The sequence below is a fragment of the Flavobacterium sp. genome (assembly GCF_031423415.1).
Lineage (GTDB): Bacteria > Bacteroidota > Bacteroidia > Flavobacteriales > Flavobacteriaceae > Flavobacterium.
Genome location: NZ_JANPFL010000093.1, coordinates 19,657 through 38,914 on the forward strand (window position 1 = coordinate 19,657; position 19,258 = coordinate 38,914).

Consider the following 19,258-nt stretch of genomic DNA (forward strand, 5'->3'; position numbering starts at 1 on the left):
ATAAATTAAACGCATAGAAACATAGAAAAAAAGAAAGGGATAGCCCAATTCTTGGGTTATCATAGCTATGATTGACTATATTAAAGTGAAATGCCTTTTTTAAATTGTATAAAAACTATGTTTCTATGCGTTTAAAAATAAAAATTTAGTTGCACTCAAAGTGAATGTATAAAGAAATGTCAATCTGGAAAAGGTTGGCATTTTTTCTTTGTGAACTTTGCGCATACTTCGTGCCTTTGTGTTTAAAAAACTTTAAACTAACTTTGCCCCACAACAGAACAATAAACCACAAACAATAAACCGTCTTGACTACCCAACAACTAATCCACCAAATCAAAATCAAGAAATCCTTCCTCTGCGTAGGATTGGATGTTGATTTGAATAAAATTCCGAAACATTTATTGGACCTCGAAGACCCGATTTTCGAATTTAATAAAGCGATAATTGATGCGACTCACGATGTAACTGTGGCTTACAAACCCAACATCGCTTTTTATGAGGCTTATGGGATTAAGGGTTGGCAGTCTTTGCAAAAAACCATTGATTATATTAATGAGACTTATCCTGACATCTTCACAATTGCTGATGCTAAACGCGGGGATATTGGGAATACTTCATCGATGTATGCCAAAGCTTTCTTTGAGGATTTGAACTTTGACAGCGTGACTGTTGCGCCTTATATGGGAAAAGATTCGGTGGAGCCGTTTTTGGCTTTTGAAAATAAACACACGATTCTATTGGCTTTGACTTCGAATGAAGGCGCTTTTGATTTTCAGACTTTGACTGTGGACGGAAAAGAATTGTACAAACAGGTTTTAGAAACTTCAAAAACTTGGAAAAATTCTGAAAACTTAATGTATGTTGTGGGCGCGACGAAAGCGGAATATTTTACCGAAATTCGGAAGATTGTCCCAGATAGTTTCTTACTGGTTCCTGGCGTCGGCGCACAAGGCGGAAGTCTTCAAGAAGTTTGCAAATACGGAATGAATGCTAATGTTGGCTTGCTAATTAATTCTTCGCGGGCGATTATTTATGCCTCGAATGGAACTGATTTTGCCGAAAAGGCTAGGGAAGAAGCTTTGAAGATGCAACAGGAAATGGAAGGAATTTTACAAGATTTTTGATTGCTTCACCATTTCACCTTTTGGCTCGCGTGACATTTTTTGATTTTTGATAGTCAAAACTATAGAAATTTTGATATATATTTACCAACAATAGATCTGCAATCAAAAATCGTTGATCTTAGTTCGAAAATCCAATGATAAACTACACCATATATAAAAACGAAAATAGCAATCAGTGGGTGACGTTCGTCCATGGAGCTGGCGGTAGTTCGTCTATATGGTTCAAGCAAATTCGGGATTTTAAAAATCAATATAATGTATTGTTGCTCGACTTGCGTGGTCACGGAAATTCAAATGCTCAAATTAAAAAAGCGTTCAAACAAAAATATACTTTCGAAGCAATAGCTAACGATGTTCTGGAAGTAATTGACCATCTCAAAATTGAAAAATCACATTTCGTCGGAATTTCTCTGGGTACGATTCTCATCCGGCAATTAGCCGAAATGCATCCTGAACGCGTGCAAAGTATGATTTTAGGTGGTGCGATATTGAAAATGAATTTTCGATCTCAAATCTTGATGAAAGTAGGGAATACGTTCAAATATGTGTTGCCTTATTTGGTGTTGTATAAGTTTTTTGCTTTTGTGATTATGCCTAAAAAAAGTCACAAACAATCGCGATTGCTTTTTATTAATGAAGCTAAAAAGTTATACCAAAAAGAGTTCATAAAATGGTTTAAACTCACCGCCGAAATTAATCCGGTGCTCAAATGGTTTCGACAAGTAGAACTTGATATTCCAACGCTTTATGTGATGGGAGAAGAAGATTATATGTTTTTACCCTCGGTTCGGTTGGTGGTCGAAAAGCACTATAAATCTTCAAAATTGTTTGTGATTGAGCGATGTGGTCACGTAGTCAATGTAGAGCAGCCGGCGATTTTTAATGCTGAAGTCCTGTCCTTTATGGGATGCATTAAATAAAAGAATGTCTCACAATTTGTGAGACATTCTTGTAACTAACCAAAAACAAAATAATAAATAACCAGTTTATTACTGTACAAAGATCATACACTTTTTGATTTATCGCTGTTAATGATATGTTATTACTTTGTTGGAAATAAGTTAAGTTTTCTATAGGTGAAAGGTATTTGCCTCAAACTCGTGCTTTAATTTAGTTGCAAAAACATGGAATGTAAATAATTAGATACTTTTTAGTGATTTAGGTATTTTAGTTAATCACAAAAAAAAGTCCCGCAATTTGCGGGACACCTTTTTAACTAACCAAAACCAAAATAATAAATAACCAGTTTATTATTTTACAAAGATCAAACTATTTTAAACTCATAGCTGTTAATGATATGTTATTACTCTGTTGTAGTTCCGTTAATTTAGTAAAACACGATAGTTTTATTGTCATAGACCATTGTTTTTCGTTCGGAGTGGAGTTTTATGGCTCTTGCCAAAACAATTCGCTCTAAATCTCGACCTTTCATAATAAAATCATCAATAGAGTTTATGTGCGAAACCCGTGTAATATCTTGCTCTATAATTGGTCCTTCATCCAGTTGTTCTGTAACATAGTGACTTGTGGCTCCGATAATTTTCACCCCTCGATTAAAAGCCGAATGATAGGGTTTTGCACCCGGAAAAGCCGGTAAAAACGAATGATGAATGTTAATGATTTTATTTTTGTAAAGTGAAATCAAATTGGGAGTGATGATTTGCATATAGCGCGCCAAAACAATAAAATCTACATCGTGTTTTTGAAGTAATTCTATTTGCTGTTTTTCACCTTCTTCCTTTATGTCTTTTGTAAATGGAATATAAAAAAATGGAATATCAAAACGATTCGCAACTGCACGTAAATCCTCGTGATTACTCACAATTAAAGGAATTTCAACATTAAATTCTCCAGAACTGTAGCGCCCCAAAACATCAAACAAACAATGGTCATATTTCGAAATAAACAAAGCCATTTTTAGCTTTTTTTCTTTAGGATGAATCTCCCAAGCCATTTTAAAATCGGCCGCTATGGACTGCTCGAAAACACGTTTTATGGCCGTCAGATTACTGTTTGGATTAGTAAGTTCACATTCTAAACGCATAAAAAATACGTTTTGTTCAAAATCTACGTGTTGGTCAATATAGATGATATTTCCTTCTACTTGTACAATAAAATCGGTCACTGCAGCGATAATTCCTTTTTGGTCTTCGCAATGAATTAGGATAATAATTTTTTGCATATCATTTTAATTTCTTAAGGTTTAATTTCTCGAAGTTCTGCTTCTATATTTTTTTTGCCACAGATTCACAGATTAAAATAGATTTTTTACAATCTGTGAATCTGTGGCTGTTATTTTGCTAATACTTCCGGGGCTCTACTCTGAGGTGATTTATTTATTTTTTATCCTGCATTGCAAAAACCTGTTGTAGTAAAACGGAAGTTCTTGCATTTAAATTGGTTCTAATGTTTTTTTCTTCGACTGCAATCATTTTAAATACGCCCACCATCGCCTGATTGGTTACATAATCAGTCAAATCGGGATTTACTTTTTGCACGAATGGAATCATATTGTATTTAGTGATGATATTCGTCCAAACTTTGTCCGCGCCCACTTTAGTAAACGAATTTTTTATTACAGGATTAAATTTTCCGTATAAAGAGGTCGAAGTACTGTTTTGTAAATACATAGTTGCTGAATTGTCATTTCCCATTAAAATAGTTTTGGCGTCATAAAAAGACATATTCACAACAGCATCTATAAATATTGGAGTTGCTTCTTTAACCGCATCTTCGGCGGCACGATTGATAGCTTTTAATCCTTCATCTGCCAAAGAGCTTAGTCCCATTTTTCTTAAACTTGCATCTACTTTTTTCAATTCATCGGGCAGTAAAATTTTAACGGCTTCATTTCTGTAAAAACCATCAACAGCGGTTAATTTTGTTACTTGTTTTGAAATACCATTATTCAAAGCTTCTTTTAATCCGCCTGAAATATCGATGCCGAAGCCTTGCGTTTGCGGAAACTGATTCATTACTTGTTGCATTTCGGCACAACTAAAAAAGGAAAACACCAACACTAACAGTATAACTTTTTTCATTTTATTTTTTTTTATGAGTTAGCCTAGTGTATTCGTTAGGACACTCGGGTCAAAAATACTACTTTCAATAACAATACCATAATTTATGTATCAAACCAAGATTTTATCCAATTTCAAATAACCAATATGCACAGCATCTTCTTCGATAAAGGTTTTTACTTTTGTAATGTTCATAGAATACAATTCTTTACATCGATCGGACAAAATATCGGCGACATTATAAATATCATCCACGTCAATTCCGTATTTGTCATCAATATGCGAAGTAGCTCCTTTGAAACCGCAATGTTTAAAGAAAGTAGTTGTTTTGGTATTTTTAGAAGCAGCACTTAAATTTTCGCCAACTGTGAGTATTTTATAATGGTATTCTTCGAATTCGCTTTCTTTGTAACCTCCCAGATTGATAAAAAATAAATTATTCTCATTTGGTTCTGCCGATAGTTTTTTAGTAACAATTTCAATCGAGAAATTATCCACGACTTTCACTTCTCTCCAAGCATCAATGTGAATTTTTCCTTTTGCTTCAGGCCAAAAAGCTTTCATTTCAGGAATCAATTCTTTTAGCGATTGTCCAATGCCAAAAAAAATATCGTGTTGTTCTGTATTTCTGCCTTTAGGTTTACAACCCAATAGTACCATGTATAATTTAAGTTTGTCTTTCATGTATCACTGTTTATTATTGAATTGGACACAAGTATTTTAAATATTTTCGCAAAGCTCATAGTCCATTTTTGCTAGGTTTCTTTCGTATTAACAAATATAATTCAATTTATTTTTACTAATTTCAATTAAAAAATAAATTTCTGGTTTGGTTTTTGAAATAGCCTATTTGAACCATTTAATAAATAAGAAATCATGAAAAAAATAATTACGATTTTAGCCGTTATCGGAATTTTAAGTTTACAAGGATGTACAACAATTACTGATTCAAATTATGTTGATAATGATACCATTAGCACGGTATTTGAGAATAAGGTTGCTTATAATTTTACAGCTGCCAATAATTACATTGTAAAATTTAATTTTCCAGGAGCCATTTACTCTAGTGATATGGTATTAGTATATCGTTTGACCGGTACTGTGAATGGTGCTGACTTATGGGAATTCTTGCCAGAGACACATTATTTTGCAGATGGAACCAGAGATTTTGGTTATAATTTTGATTTTACAAAAAATGACGTTCAAATTTATTTAGAAGGGAATAATTTGGCTACACTAGACGCAGGTTATCGATTGAACCAATTTTTTAGAATTGTAGTTGTTCCTGCGAATATTGTTTATGCAGTAGATAAAAGCAATTTATCAGCCGTTATGGCCGCCATAAAAATTAATGACAGTCAAATTCAAAAGTTTAATTTTTAGTAAAAAGTGAATTATATAAAAAAAGGAAATCTCTCGATTTCCTTTTTTTGTATTTTATTTTGAAGACGTCTCTTCGCTCATTTTTAACGAAACTATTATTCCTATTGTAAGCGATAGCGCAATGAAAGCCAACGAAACCCATTCGGGTAATTCATATAAATCGTGAAGTAACATTTTGAGTCCAACGAAAGTCAAAATCGCAATCAAACTGTATTCTAAGTAGCTGAATTTTTCCAGCATATTGGCCAAGAAGAAATACATAGAACGCAAACCTAAAATCGCAAAAATATTGGAACTAAATACTATAAACGGGTCTGAAGTAATGGCTAGAATTGCTGGAACGCTATCCAATGCAAAAATTACATCCATAACTTCAATTACAATTAGCGCTACAAATAATGGTGTGGCAAAAGTTTTACTAGCTATTTTTATAAAAAAATGTTCCTTTTCGAATGTTTTGGTAATGGGAATTATTTTTCCGAGTAATTTATAGATTATTGAATCTTTAGGTTGAAAATCATCTTCTTCTGTGGTAAACAACATTTTTGCAGCAGTAAAAATCAAGAATGCACCAAATATGTAGGTGGTCCAACTGAATTTATTGATTAGTAAAACTCCAAAATAAATCAATAAACCTCTAAAGATTATAGCTCCTAATATTCCCCAAAATAATACTCTATGTTGGTATTTTTGAGGTATTTTAAAGGAAGAAAAAATGATAGCAATAACAAATATATTATCGATACTAAGCGATAATTCAATTAAATAACCAGTGATGTATTTTATTGCAGCGGTTGTTGGTTTTAATTCGTCGGGGTTTGCTATATAAGCATTGCTGTACAGCCAATAAATCACTCCTGAAAACAGAATAGATATAGTTACGAATATTGCTGTCCATTTGCCGGCTTCTTTAGAACTAATAATATGTGGGGTTTTATTGAAAACACCTAAGTCTAGCGCTAAGAATACTAAGATAGCAGCTATAAAGAATATCCAGACAGTCATATTTTATGCAATTTTGTACTATTGATTATGCAAAGATACCTTTTGACGTTGACAAAAAGACTACTATTGTGATTTTACACCATAAAAAAAGTGCCTCCATTTCTGAAAGCACTTTTAAATTATTATAATTAGGAATTATATAGCTGATTTTACAGTTTTGATAATTCTTGCAGCAATTTTGTATGGATCACCATTCGATGCTGGTCTTCTATCTTCTAACCATCCTTTGTATCCTTTTTGAACAGCGATCAATGGAATACGGATTGAACATCCTCTATCAGAAACTCCCCAAGAGAAATCGTGGATAGATGCCGTTTCGTGTTTACCTGTTAAACGTTGCTCGTTGTAAGCGCCATAAACAGCAATGTGCTCAGCAGTTACAGGTCGGAAAGCCTCACAAATTTTTGCATAAACTTCTTTGTCACCGCAAGTTCTTAGAATGTCGTTAGAGAAGTTAGCGTGCATACCAGAACCATTCCAGTCAGTATCTCCTAGTGGTTTTGGGTGGTATTCAATATAATAACCGTATTTTTCAGTCAAACGGTCTAAAATATATCTAGCAACCCAGATTTCGTCTCCTGCTTTTTTAGCTCCTTTTGCAAACAATTGGAATTCCCATTGCCCACAAGCAACTTCTTGATTAATTCCTTCGAAGTTGATACCAGCAGCAATACAAATATCAGCGTGCTCTTCAACTAATTTTCTTCCGTGTGTATTTTTTCCTCCAACTGAACAGTAGTACATTCCTTGTGGCGCTGGGTAACCTCCAACAGGGAAACCAAGAGGTAATAAAGTTTTTGTATCCATAATGAAATATTCTTGTTCGAAACCGAACCAGAAATCACCATCATCATCAATGGTAGCTCTACCGTTTGATTCGTGTGGAGTTCCATCAGCATTCATAACTTCTGTCATTACTAAATATCCATTGATACGAGTTGGGTCTGGGTAAATTGCAACAGGAACTAACATACAGTCAGATGAACCGCCTTCTGCTTGTCTAGTTGATGAACCGTCAAAAGACCAGTTTCCAATCTCTTCTATGGTTCCTTGAAAATTTTCGTGCTCTTCTACTTTAGTTTTACTTCTAAGATTTTGAGTTGGTTCGTATCCGTCTAACCAAAGGTACTCTAGTTTAATTTTTGCCATAACAATATAAATTAATTAAGTGTTGTTTTATTATTATGCAAATATAAATTAAAAGTATTGTTAGTATAAAACAAAGGGGTGTAAATTAATTTATATGCTGTTATTTTTATGAATACCCTATTATTGGATGGGTAATATTGTAAATTTAAAATTTTTTATATGCTAAAATTAATAATTACATTTGTTAAAAAATATCGCAATTATGGCAACTTTACGTTTTCAAGCTTTAAATGAAGCTTCAACCAGAAAACCAATCTATTTTGAGGAGATGGATAGGAAATCAACCATTTTTGGTTCTAATGTTTTTAATGAAAAAGCGATGAAGCAATATTTGACTTCGGATGCTTTGAAAGCAGTGCAAGGTGCTGTTGTAAACGGTACTAAAATAGAAAGAAAATTAGCCGATTATATTGCTATGGGTATGAAAGAGTGGGCTTTATCAAAAGGTGTAACTCATTACACGCATTGGTTTCAACCGTTAACAGGAACTACAGCCGAAAAACATGATGCTTTCTTCGAAACTTCCTATGATGGTAGCGATCCAGTCGAAAAATTTGGTGGCGGACAATTGGTACAACAAGAGCCAGATGCTTCTAGTTTTCCGAACGGCGGTATCAGAAACACATTCGAAGCAAGAGGCTATACGGCTTGGGATCCGACATCTCCTGCGTTTATTTACGGTACAACGCTATGTATTCCAACGGTTTTTATTTCATACACAGGAGAAGCATTAGATAATAAAATTCCTTTATTGAGAGCCTTATCGGCCATTGATGAAGCCGCTACAGATGTGTGTAAATATTTTGACAAAAATGTCAAAAAAGTCACAGCAACACTAGGTTGGGAACAAGAATATTTTTTGGTAGACAGCGCGTTGGCTAATTCTCGCCCCGATATTTTAATGACCGGAAGAACTTTGTTAGGGCACACTTCTGCCAAAGGGCAACAATTAGACGATCATTATTTTGGTTCCATTCCAACTCGTGCTTTGACGTATATGCGCGATTTAGAACAAGAATGTATGTTGCTCGGAATTCCGGTAAAAACGCGCCATAATGAAGTTGCACCGAATCAATTTGAGTTGGCGCCGATTTTCGAAGAAACCAATTTAGCTGTCGATCACAATTGTTTGTTGATGGATGTGATGCAAAAAGTAGCAGAACGTCACGATTTGAAAGTTTTATTACACGAAAAACCATTCAAAGGGGTCAACGGTTCAGGAAAACACAACAATTGGTCTTTGGCTACTGATACTGGCGTGAATTTGTTGAGTCCAAGCAAAACGCCAATGAGTAATTTGCAATTTTTAGCTTTCTTTATCAATACCATCAAAGCAGTAAATGATTATGAAACCTTGTTGAGAGCTGCTATTGCAACAGCAAGTAACGATCATAGATTGGGCGCCAATGAAGCACCACCAGCCATTATTTCTGTCTTTATTGGAGAACAATTAACCAAAGTTTTAGCGGAATTAGAAGGCGTAACCGACGGTAAATTATCACCAGCAGAAAAAACCGATTTAAAATTGAATGTCGTTGGAAAAATTCCGGAAGTTATTTTGGATAATACCGATAGAAATAGAACTTCGCCCTTTGCCTTCACCGGAAATAAATTCGAGTTTAGAGCGGTGGGTTCTTCGGCAAACTGTTCGAATGCGATGACGACTTTGAACACCATTGTTGCCAAACAATTGAAGGATTTCAAAATTGAAGTCGATGCTTTGATTGAAAACAAAGGATTGAAAAAGGACGAAGCTATTTTTAATGTTTTAAGAGAATACATTAAAGTTTCTAAGAAAATACTTTTCGAAGGCGATGGTTACAGCGATGCTTGGGAAAAAGAAGCTGCCAAAAGAGGTTTAAGCAATTTCAAAACCACGCCAGAAGCTTTGAAAGCTAGAGTTTCAAAACAAGCTTTGGATTTATTTTCAGAAATGGGAATCTTGAATCACATAGAAATGGAAGCGCGTTACGAAATTGAATTGGAAGAATATACTAAGAAAATTCAAATCGAAGGCAGAGTTTTAGGCGATCTTTCTATCAATCATGTTATTCCAACAGCGATTCGGTATCAAAACACTTTGATCGAAAATGTGAAAGGTCTAAAAGATATTTTTGGCGATGAATTTAAAGCTTTGGCCAAAGAGCAAATTACAATTATCAGAGAAATTTCAGGACATATCGAAGGAATTAATTCTAAGGTAGAAGCGATGACTAACGAAAGAAAAATTGCCAATCATTTATCAAACGCTCAAGAAATGGCTGAAGGGTATTGCAACAAGGTGAAACCTTATTTTGAAGAAATCAGAAATCACTGTGATAAACTAGAATTATTAGTAGATGACGAAATTTGGACCTTGACCAAATACAGAGAATTGTTGCTTACGAAATAATAAAACGTACAATATGCTAAAAATGCCTCTTCAGTTTTGGAGAGGCATTTTGCTATGAATTAAACCATTAAGAAAATTAAGTTATAACGCGCTTAATCAGTCTTAATGACATTGAGCTCTCGGGTCGCCGCCCGGAACTCTCGGGGTCGAACCCGGAACTCTCGGGGTCGAACGCGGAACTCTTGGGGTCGAACCCGCAACCCTTGGGGTCGAACCCGCAACTCTTGGGGTCGAACCCGGAACTCTTGGGGTCGAACCCGGAACTCTCGGGATTGAACCCGGAACTCTCGGGGTTGAACCCGCAACTCTTGGGATCGAACCTGGAACTCTCGGGATTGAACTCGGAACTATCGGGTTCCATCCCAGAACTCTCGGGATAAAACCCAGAACTCTCGGGTTCTATTAGCGGCATAGTTTTTTAGATGACAGTACCAAGTTGCATTTAAAAAAGATTTCTTGAATAACTTTGCCAAAGTTTTGAATTTTGGCAAAGATTTTTGTGATAAAAAATAATCGATTTACCTTAAGAAAATTAAGTATAAGTCTACTATATATCCCTAAATATGGTAATAGTTGAAAAAACAAGGTTGCATAGTTTCAAAATTTTTTACTGCAAGATTTTCATTGAATATGTCGTACCTTAGCAAAATAGGAATACTTTGAACCTTTGAAATTGATCCTATGTAAAAAGATAAATTAATTATTTTAAGATGTTCATTATTCATTTCTAATGAAAACAAAATGTGTGAATTATATAACTTTTTTCTAAAGTTGTATAAGTCTTTTCAAGGCGAATCGTTCGACTTTTACACTAACTATTCTAAATAATAAAATAATTTGAAATTATATATTAAATACATGGTTAGCAACCGCTGCAAAATGGCAGTAAAAGAAGAGCTAAAAAAACTAGGACTGCATTATATCCTTGTCGATTTAGGAGAAGTTGATATTATGGAAATCATATCAATGGAAAAACGAACGCTATTAAAAGCAAATTTACTTGCGGTTGGTCTTGAACTGATGGACGACAAAAAAGCCATGCTAATCGAGAAAATCAAAACCGTTATCATCGAAATGGTACATCACTCAGACGAAATTATTAAGGTTAATTTTTCAGATTATTTGAGCGAAAAAATGAATCACGATTACACGTATTTGTCTAATTTATTTTCAGAAGTACAAGGAACTACGATTGAGCAATATATTATTTCTCATAAAGTAGAACGCATTAAAGAATTAGTGATTTACGGAGAACTTAATATTACCGAAATCGCTTGGAAAATGGGGTACAGTAGTGTTGCCCATTTATCGAGTCAGTTTAAGAAAGTGACTGGGCTTACTCCTTCTCATTTTAAACAATTGAAAGACAAAAGACGAAGTCCGATTGAGGATATTTGATTCAATAATCAATTGGGATAAACCTATTTTTTACAATAGCATTATGACATTTATATTAGAAAAAAGAACGAAACTCTTTTACATTGTATCAACTATTCTGTTGACCACAGTTTTGGTAATTTTCTATGCAAACAGTCAAAAGGAAATCGCTTCGAGCAAAAAATTGTTACATACTCAAGTAGTCATCAATAAGAGTAACGAAGTATTAATAGACGTTCTTAATATTGAAACCGGATTTAGAGGTTATTTATTATCTGGGAATAAAGTTTTTTTAGCCCCTTATGAGCTGTCTAAATCCAAAGTATACGCTAATTTAGACTCATTAGAACTGCTAATCAAGGATAATCCTAATCAGGAAATCAATTTAACTTTACTAAAAAAGCAGGTTGCTGATCGACTGCGTTTTACAGAAAAATATTTAGCCACTAAGACTCCAGATTTATTGACTAATTCCGAAAAAACAAGAATAATTGAAGAGGAGAAAATCATTGCAGACAAAATTAGAGCTGCAAAAAGTGCTGTTACTAATGAAGAATTCAGACTGCTTAATGCTCGAAAAATTGAAAACGAAAATGACTATCAATCTTCTGAATTTATCTTTTTTTTACTTCTTGTTTTTTTAGCTACCATTTTTATTCTCGGATTTCTTATCATTAAAAGTCAGAAAGAAAAAAATCAGGAATTAGAAAGTCATACCGCTGAACAAAAATCAGCCTCCAGATATGCTTTAAGCCTCATCGAAGCAAGCCAAGATCCACTAGTAACCATTAGTGTTAACGGGAAAATTATGGATATGAATGAAGCCTTGGTCAATGTAACTGGTGTGACTCGAGAAGAACTTGTAGGCTCCGATTTTTTCGATTATTTTACGGATCAACAAAGTGCTCGTGAGGTATATCAAGAAGTGTTTGAAAAAGGTTCAGTTGCCGATTCTTCTCTAACTATTCGCCATAAAGATGGCAAATTGACCGATGTATTATTCAACGGAAGTGTCTATAGAAATGATAATGGCGAAATTCTAGGAGTTGTAATTGTAGCAAGAGATATTGCGGAGCAAAAATGGGCTTTGGATTTGCAAATTGCCAACAAAGAATTAGCTTATCAAAATCAGGAAAAAGAAAATAGAGCCAATGAATTAAGCATTGCTAATGAAGAATTAGCTTACCAAAATCAAGAAAAAGAAAATAGAGCCAATGAATTAGGTATTGCTAATGAAGAATTAGCCTATCAAAATCAGGAAAAAGAAAATAGAGCACAAGAATTAATCCTAGCCAACAAAGAACTTTTATATCAAAAAGATGAAAAGCAAAATCGTGCCGATGAGCTCGGAATTGCAAATATTGAATTGTTGCATCAACAAACAGAGAAACAAAATCGTGCCGATGAGTTAATCATCGCCAACAAAGAACTTTTATTTCAAACGGGCGAAAAACAAGACCGCGCCGATGAACTAGAAATAGCCGACAAAGAACTTGATTTTCAAAACCAAGAAAAAGTAAAACGCGCTATTGAAAATAAAGAATTAGAAGATTTAAATTCCTCTTTAAAATTAGCTTCGCAATATTCTCGAAGTTTGATTGAAGCTAGTTTAGATCCACTAGTGACTATTAGTGCGGAAGGAAAAATTACAGATGTTAATAATGCCTCCATTAAAATTACTGGGGTCGAGCGTGAGAAGCTTATTGGTACTGATTTTTCTCATTATTTTACAGATCCTAAAAAGGCACAAGAAGGATATAGACAGGTTTTTGAAAATGGGTATGTTGAAGATTATCCGTTAACAATAAAACATATCAGTGGCAAATTAACAGATGTCTTATACAATGCTTCGGTCTATAAGGATGATAACGATAAGGTTCTGGGTGTTTTTGCCGCAGCAAGGGATATTACAGAACAAAATAAGCAAAAAGTAAAAAGTGATATTGCTACTAAAAATCTTGAAGAGAGTAACGATTCATTGAAATTAGCCTCTCAATATTCTCGAAGTTTGATTGAAGCTAGTTTAGATCCACTAGTAACTATTAGTGTGGAAGGAAAAATTACAGATGTTAATAATGCCTCTATTAAAGTTACTGGGGTCGAGCGTGAAAAGCTTGTTGGCACTGATTTTTCTAATTATTTTACAGATCCTAAAAAAGCACAAGAAGGATATAGACAGGTTTTTGAAAATGGGTATGTTGAAGATTATCCGTTAACAATAAAACATATCAGTGGAAAATTAACAGATGTCTTATACAATGCTTCGGTCTATAAGGATGATAACGATAAGGTTCTTGGTGTTTTTGCTGCGGCAAGGGATATTACAGAACAAAATAAGCAAAAATTAAAAAGTGATAATGCTAATAAAAATCTTGAATATAGTAACGATTCCTTAAAACTGGCTTCACAATATTCGTTAAGTTTAATTGAAGCCAGTCGTGATCCACTATTTACGATCAGTCCAGATGGCAAAATTACCGATACCAATCAAGCTTCAGTTAGAGTTACCGATGTATCAAAAGAAAATTTAATTGGTTCTGATTTTATAACGTATTTCACCGAACCCGAAAAAGCAAAAAAAGGCTATGAAGAAGTCTTTTCGAAAGGTTTTGTAGTTGATTATCCATTAACGGTAAAAGATGGAAAACTAACACCTGTATTGTTCAATGGTTCTGTATATAAGGATGAAAATGGAAATAGAATAGGAGCAGTTGTTGTAGCTCGCGACATTACCGAGCAAAAGAAAGCCGAAAAGGAATTGATAGAAGCAAAAGTATTTGCCGAACTAGCTACTGAAATTGCCGAAGAAGAAAAAAGAAATGCCGAAGCGGCAACGTTAACTGCAGAAAATGCTGTAAAAGCAAAACAACAATTTTTGTCGAATATGAGTCACGAAATACGTACACCTATGAACGCCATCATAGGATTTACAAAAGTAGTATTGAAAACCGATTTGACGGATAAACAAAAGGAATATGTATCTGCCATAAAATTGAGTGGTGATGCCATGATAGTGCTCATCAACGATATTCTTGATTTAGCCAAAGTAGATGCTGGAAAAATGACATTCGAGCATATTCCGTTTAAACTTTCCTCTTCTATTTCGGCAATGTTGCATGTTTTTGAAACCAAAATTCAAGAGAAAAATTTAGAGTTAATTTCGGAATATGATACCAATATTCCAGAAGTATTGATTGGCGACCCTGTTCGTCTGCACCAAATTATTTTAAATTTAGTGAGTAATGCGATAAAGTTTACTTCTAAAGGAAAAATAACCGTAAGTGTTCGCTTATTCGACGAAGACGAGGCAAGTACCACGGTAGAATTTGCCATTTCTGATACCGGTATTGGCATTGACGAAATTAAAATGGAAACTATTTTTGACAATTTCCAGCAAGCGACCAGCGGAACTTCCAGATTGTATGGGGGCACTGGATTAGGACTTGCTATCGTGAAACAATTAGTAGAACCGCAAGGCGGAACGGTATGTGTAAAAAGTAAAATTGATGAAGGATCTACTTTTAGTTTTACATTAAAATTTCTAAAAACAACTATCGGCATGCCATCCGAAGCTGATGCAGTGGATATTGAAATGGATTTCAAGAGTATAAAAGTATTGGTTGTTGAGGATATGCCTTTAAATATATTATTGATGAAAACCCTTTTGGATGATTTTGGCTTTGAACGTGACATTGCCGAAAACGGACAGATAGCCATAGAGAAACTTCAGGAAAAGCAATACGATATTGTTTTAATGGATTTGCAAATGCCAGTAATGAATGGATTTGAAGCTACAGAATATATCAGGAATACCATGAAGTCTAAAATTCCTATCATTGCTTTGACCGCAGATGTAACCACAGTTGATTTAGCCAAATGCAAATCCGTAGGGATGAATGATTATATTGCAAAACCTGTAGATGAGCGCGAATTATATAATAAAATTGTAAGTTTGGTAAAAAAACCAATATTTCACAAAGGAGCTCCTAAAGATGAAGAGGTCATGAAAACAAATCAAAAGGAAATTACCGAAATCAAATACACTAATTTAGAGTATTTACATGTTAGAACGAAGTCTAATCCAAAACTAATGATGGAAATGATTTCAATCTATTTGCAACAAACCCCACCTTTGCTTGACTCGATGCGGCAAAGTGTAGTAGATAAAAATTGGCCATTATTAGCTGCAGCAGCACATAAAATTATACCCTCTTTTTCTATAATGGGTATGAGTCAAGATGTAGAAAATATGGCAAGAAAAATTCAGGAAGACGCAGTAGCGGGACAATTCAACAATGAAACAGCTCAAATGGTTTTAAAACTAGAAACCATTTGTAGAAAAGCCTGCAAAGAATTAGAAATAGAATTTAACCTTATAAAAAATACTTAATTGTGAACAACGAAACCAAAATCAAAATTTTCCTAGTTGACGACGATGCTTTGCATCTAAAATCATTGGAAATGGAATTCGAGGAACTTGGCAATTTCAGCATTGAAACCTTTGCTACCGGAGAACTTTGCTTGGATAATCTTTCTCACAATCCCGACGTAATTGTCCTGGACTATTATCTTGATGGTATCGATGAAACGGCCATGAATGGATTAGAGACCTTAGACAAAATTAAAGCGCAAAACCCAGCTATTCCAGTTATAATGTTGTCCTCACAAGACAAAATTGAAGTAGCAGTTCAATGTATGCATCATAAAGCTTTTGATTATGTTGTAAAAAGTGAAACCGCCTTTCTGCGTTTGCAAAAAATTATAACTATGATTATCCAACAAAATAAAATGGAAAAAGAACTAACCTGGTATATGGATAGAATGTAATTATACCACTTATTTTAAATATCAAACACATTTGTAAACCCTTCCACCCTTTTAAAGGCTGGAAGGGTTTTTTAGAATACCGAGTTTTAGGTCTTGTTAATCCTTGCGTGGTGTTTTTTATTGTACTTTGGAATTCAATTTAGTGAAACGCATGTTAATTGTGTTGCTTTTTATTTTTCATTCGTTTGTTTATTTCATTTTTTCTTTTAAATTTGTAACCATTGTGTAAGGTTAAACAATTTGGTTATGAATGAATATATGACACTTTCGGAAACTTCTGAATATATTGGAAAAAGCAAAGAAACTTTAAGACGTTGGGACAAAGAAGGTAAACTTTCTGCTGTTCGTGAACCAATGAGTAATTATAGAGTTTATAGAAAATCAGATGTAGATACATTGTTTGCTGATTTTTTGGATAATGATATTCAAGAAACTGTTTCAAATTTTGTTGAACCCCATAATGATTATGCCGTTTTGGAATTATTCGCTGGCGCTGGCGGTTTGGCTGTTGGAATGGAAAAATCTGGTTTGAAATGTGTGGCTTTAAATGAAATTGATAAATGGGCTTGTCAAACTTTGCGAAATAATCGTCCAAATTGGAATGTTTTAGAAGGTGATATAAAATCATTCGATTTCTCAGACTATCATAATAAAGTTGATGTTGTAACTGGTGGTTTTCCTTGTCAGGCATTCAGTTATGCTGGAAAAAAATTAGGTCTAGCTGATGCAAGAGGAACTTTGTTTTACGAATTTGCTAGGGCTGTAAAAGAAGTAAATCCTCCGATTTGTATTGGCGAAAATGTTCGTGGCTTGTTAAGTCACGAAAACGGAAAAACTTTGCAAGGAATGATCTCAATTCTTGACGAAATTGGTTATAATGTTGTTCCTGTTCAAGTTCTAAAAGCAATTAATTTTAATGTTCCGCAAAAGCGAGAACGATTAATTTTAGTTGGAATTAGAAAAGATATTGATTTGAAATATGAATATCCAAAACCATACAAGAAAATTTACAACTTAAAAGATGCCTTAAAAAAAAGTGAATTATTTGATTGCAATGTTCCAAAATCTGAGGGTTCTAAATATCCAAAAAGTAAAATTGATGTTTTAGATTTAGTTCCACAAAAAGGGTATTGGCGTGATTTACCTTTAGAAATTCAAAAGGAATTTATGGGCGGAAGTTTTCATCTTGGTGGTGGAAAAACTGGAATCGCAAGAAGAATTGGTTGGGATGAACCTTGTTTAACATTAACTTGCAGTCCAGCACAAAAGCAAACGGAAAGATGTCATCCTGAAGAAACGCGACCGTTTACGGTTAGAGAATATGCGAGAATTCAAACTTTTCCAGACGATTGGAAATTTGAAGGTTCTGTTGCTCAACAATACAAGCAAATTGGAAATGCAGTTCCTGTTAATTTGGGAAAGGAAGTTGGTTATTCGATTATTAAGTTTTTGAATACTTATTATAATTTGTCGAAACCCAAATAATAGCTATAATTTTCAAAAGTTATTTGATCTAAAATTGTTCTTTTAGAAGTTTTATTTTCTAATTTTATTTCGTCCAAAGCAGAATTTTCTTTAACGGTATCGCCTTTTTCAATCGAATTCAAGTAATCATTTATTGCCGATGGTAATATTTTGTATAATTGAAAAAGAGAATCTTTTTTCCCTGATAGTAAAGCGTAAAATTGGTCTCCGGAGATTTTATAAACTCTACTATGACTATATTCTTTGCCATTTATATCACCTTTCCATAATTCACAAAAACTTCCTTTTGCAAGAATTTGAACCCAATAACATTTCGCTATTTTGTAATCATCTCCATAATCTCTTAATTTCTGAAATAGACTTTCTGCCGAACTACTGTTCATTGTGTTGTGTTTGTTTTTGATGTCGGCAAATAAAGTATCATCATTCGCTTTTATATCAAAACCGCTTAAATTTCCAACTTGGAACCCCTTAATCCCGCCCAAAATTTGCTCGTGAAAAGTGCCAATAGAATTGTTTATTGATTTGTCAATTTGGCGCAATATTTCTGCTTGGATTAAACTTTCTTGATTTATATCGTTGAATTGCGCATCAAAAGTCAATTTTATTGTATCAACTTTGTTACTATAAAAATTCTTTTTTGTGATATTGTTTTTAGCTTTTAAATACGCTTTATGAAGATTTGCAATACAATTCAGCAAATGTTCGTCAGAAATAAAATCGACATACTTATTTTTCATAATTTTTTAAAATTGTTTCGATTGCTAATTTATAATTTTAATTCGGTATTGCAAAAAGTCAATTAGCTGCGATTTTTAAAGAGTAAACCCTTCCACCCTTTTAAAGGCTGGAAGGGGTTTTTAAGTTTACCAAGATGGTGCTCTTGAACGTCAAACATTACGTCTTGAATGTCAAATTTCACGTCTTGAACGTCAAATTATAGGTTTTCGCGATTAATCTATTTAGAAATCACCCTATTTTTTAATTGCAAATCTGTAAATGATATAACACTTATAAAGAATTGTGTAATATTTTTTTAGAGAAACAAAGCCAACTTTGCGCTATGGAAAAAGCAATTTTTTAAATAGTAACCTTTAATAATAAATAGTATGAATTTAAAAAGAATTTTTGGAGCATTGCTCACCGCTCTTGGAATAGGAGGTCTTGTCTATACTGCCGTAGTGTTTACGGATACTTCAGGCGGAACAAAGGATGTGAAAGAACTTATTATTTACGGCGTACTTGGTATTGTGTTTTTCGTATCAGGAATTAGCCTAGTTCGTACCACAAAAGACGAATCATAGATTTCCCTGTTTTTGATTGTTGAAAAATGTTCTGTAGCAAAATCAGTAAACAAAGTATTAAAAGTATCTTATAAATCATTGTTGTCCGATAAAAGTAAATAAAAAAGAAGCCATAAAAATGGCTTCTCAATTAAAATCGTAATTTGGTTTTGCAAAAGACAAAAAACGATGAGTAAAAGTAATTATTTTTCT

16 protein-coding genes are annotated in these 19,258 nt (G+C 33.8%); 9 read left to right on the forward strand and 7 right to left on the reverse strand.

The window, feature by feature from the left end; translation table 11 throughout:
• Positions 1–305: 305 nt before the first annotated feature.
• Both pyrF and RMO83_RS08350 read left to right on the forward strand, forming a co-directional pair.
• Positions 306–1,124 (forward strand): orotidine-5'-phosphate decarboxylase, encoded by an 819-nt coding sequence (gene pyrF / locus RMO83_RS08345; protein ID WP_310559220.1) that lies wholly within the window; start codon positions 306–308, stop codon positions 1,122–1,124.
• Between the two features lie 134 nt (positions 1,125–1,258).
• Positions 1,259–2,044 carry an alpha/beta hydrolase gene (locus tag RMO83_RS08350; RefSeq protein WP_310559221.1) on the forward strand — a complete coding sequence of 262 codons (786 nt, stop codon included), beginning with the start codon at positions 1,259–1,261 and terminating at the stop codon, positions 2,042–2,044.
• Between the two features lie 407 nt (positions 2,045–2,451).
• Here RMO83_RS08350 and purU read toward each other — a convergent pair whose 3' ends face one another.
• From purU to RMO83_RS08365, 3 genes are all read right to left on the reverse strand, one after another.
• Positions 2,452–3,306, reverse strand: a complete 855-nt coding sequence (purU, locus tag RMO83_RS08355; RefSeq protein WP_310559222.1) for a formyltetrahydrofolate deformylase — start codon at positions 3,304–3,306, stop codon at positions 2,452–2,454.
• A gap of 154 nt (positions 3,307–3,460) precedes the next feature.
• On the reverse strand, positions 3,461–4,165 hold the full coding sequence (locus RMO83_RS08360; RefSeq protein ID WP_310559223.1) for a DUF4197 domain-containing protein: 705 nt from the start codon (positions 4,163–4,165) through the stop codon (positions 3,461–3,463).
• Positions 4,166–4,255: 90 nt separating this feature from the next.
• On the reverse strand, positions 4,256–4,828 hold the full coding sequence (locus RMO83_RS08365; RefSeq protein ID WP_310559224.1) for a DUF1543 domain-containing protein: 573 nt from the start codon (positions 4,826–4,828) through the stop codon (positions 4,256–4,258).
• Between the two features lie 192 nt (positions 4,829–5,020).
• Here RMO83_RS08365 and RMO83_RS08370 point away from each other — a divergent pair, with 192 nt between their 5' ends.
• Positions 5,021–5,527 carry a hypothetical protein gene (locus tag RMO83_RS08370; protein WP_310559225.1) on the forward strand — a complete coding sequence of 169 codons (507 nt, stop codon included), beginning with the start codon at positions 5,021–5,023 and terminating at the stop codon, positions 5,525–5,527.
• 54 nt (positions 5,528–5,581) lie between these two features.
• Here RMO83_RS08370 and RMO83_RS08375 read toward each other — a convergent pair whose 3' ends face one another.
• On the reverse strand, positions 5,582–6,532 hold the full coding sequence (locus tag RMO83_RS08375) for a TerC family protein (RefSeq protein ID WP_310559226.1): 951 nt from the start codon (positions 6,530–6,532) through the stop codon (positions 5,582–5,584).
• Between the two features lie 135 nt (positions 6,533–6,667).
• Positions 6,668–7,681 carry a glutamine synthetase beta-grasp domain-containing protein gene (locus RMO83_RS08380; RefSeq protein ID WP_310559227.1) on the reverse strand — a complete coding sequence of 338 codons (1,014 nt, stop codon included), beginning with the start codon at positions 7,679–7,681 and terminating at the stop codon, positions 6,668–6,670.
• A gap of 202 nt (positions 7,682–7,883) precedes the next feature.
• On the opposite strand from RMO83_RS08380, the gene RMO83_RS08385 reads away from it, so the two are divergent.
• Entirely contained in the window at positions 7,884–10,073 is a 2,190-nt protein-coding gene (locus RMO83_RS08385) for a glutamine synthetase III (protein ID WP_310559228.1), read from the forward strand.
• Positions 10,074–10,149: 76 nt separating this feature from the next.
• On the opposite strand, the gene RMO83_RS08390 is transcribed toward RMO83_RS08385, so the two are convergent.
• Complete coding sequence (locus RMO83_RS08390; RefSeq protein WP_310559229.1) at positions 10,150–10,485, reverse strand: hypothetical protein; 336 nt, start codon at positions 10,483–10,485, stop codon at positions 10,150–10,152.
• 446 nt (positions 10,486–10,931) lie between these two features.
• Here RMO83_RS08390 and RMO83_RS08395 point away from each other — a divergent pair, with 446 nt between their 5' ends.
• The 4 genes from RMO83_RS08395 (at position 10,932) to dcm (ending at position 17,762) form a co-directional block, all read left to right on the forward strand.
• The gene (locus RMO83_RS08395) at positions 10,932–11,471 is read left to right on the forward strand and encodes a helix-turn-helix transcriptional regulator (protein ID WP_310559235.1); all 540 of its coding nucleotides are present in this window, start codon (positions 10,932–10,934) and stop codon (positions 11,469–11,471) included.
• 43 nt (positions 11,472–11,514) lie between these two features.
• Positions 11,515–15,840 (forward strand): PAS domain S-box protein, encoded by a 4,326-nt coding sequence (locus RMO83_RS08400; protein WP_310559230.1) that lies wholly within the window; start codon positions 11,515–11,517, stop codon positions 15,838–15,840.
• Positions 15,841–15,842: 2 nt separating this feature from the next.
• Positions 15,843–16,277, forward strand: a complete 435-nt coding sequence (locus RMO83_RS08405; protein WP_310559231.1) for a response regulator — start codon at positions 15,843–15,845, stop codon at positions 16,275–16,277.
• 246 nt (positions 16,278–16,523) lie between these two features.
• Entirely contained in the window at positions 16,524–17,762 is a 1,239-nt protein-coding gene (gene dcm / locus RMO83_RS08410) for a DNA (cytosine-5-)-methyltransferase (protein ID WP_409025007.1), read from the forward strand.
• Here the strand turns inward: dcm and RMO83_RS08415 are convergent.
• Positions 17,738–18,502, reverse strand: a complete 765-nt coding sequence (locus RMO83_RS08415) for an Eco47II family restriction endonuclease (protein WP_310559233.1) — start codon at positions 18,500–18,502, stop codon at positions 17,738–17,740. The genes dcm and RMO83_RS08415 overlap by 25 nt on opposite strands.
• A gap of 369 nt (positions 18,503–18,871) precedes the next feature.
• On the opposite strand from RMO83_RS08415, the gene RMO83_RS08420 reads away from it, so the two are divergent.
• The gene (locus RMO83_RS08420; RefSeq protein WP_310559234.1) at positions 18,872–19,066 is read left to right on the forward strand and encodes a hypothetical protein; all 195 of its coding nucleotides are present in this window, start codon (positions 18,872–18,874) and stop codon (positions 19,064–19,066) included.
• Positions 19,067–19,258 lie beyond the last annotated feature (192 nt).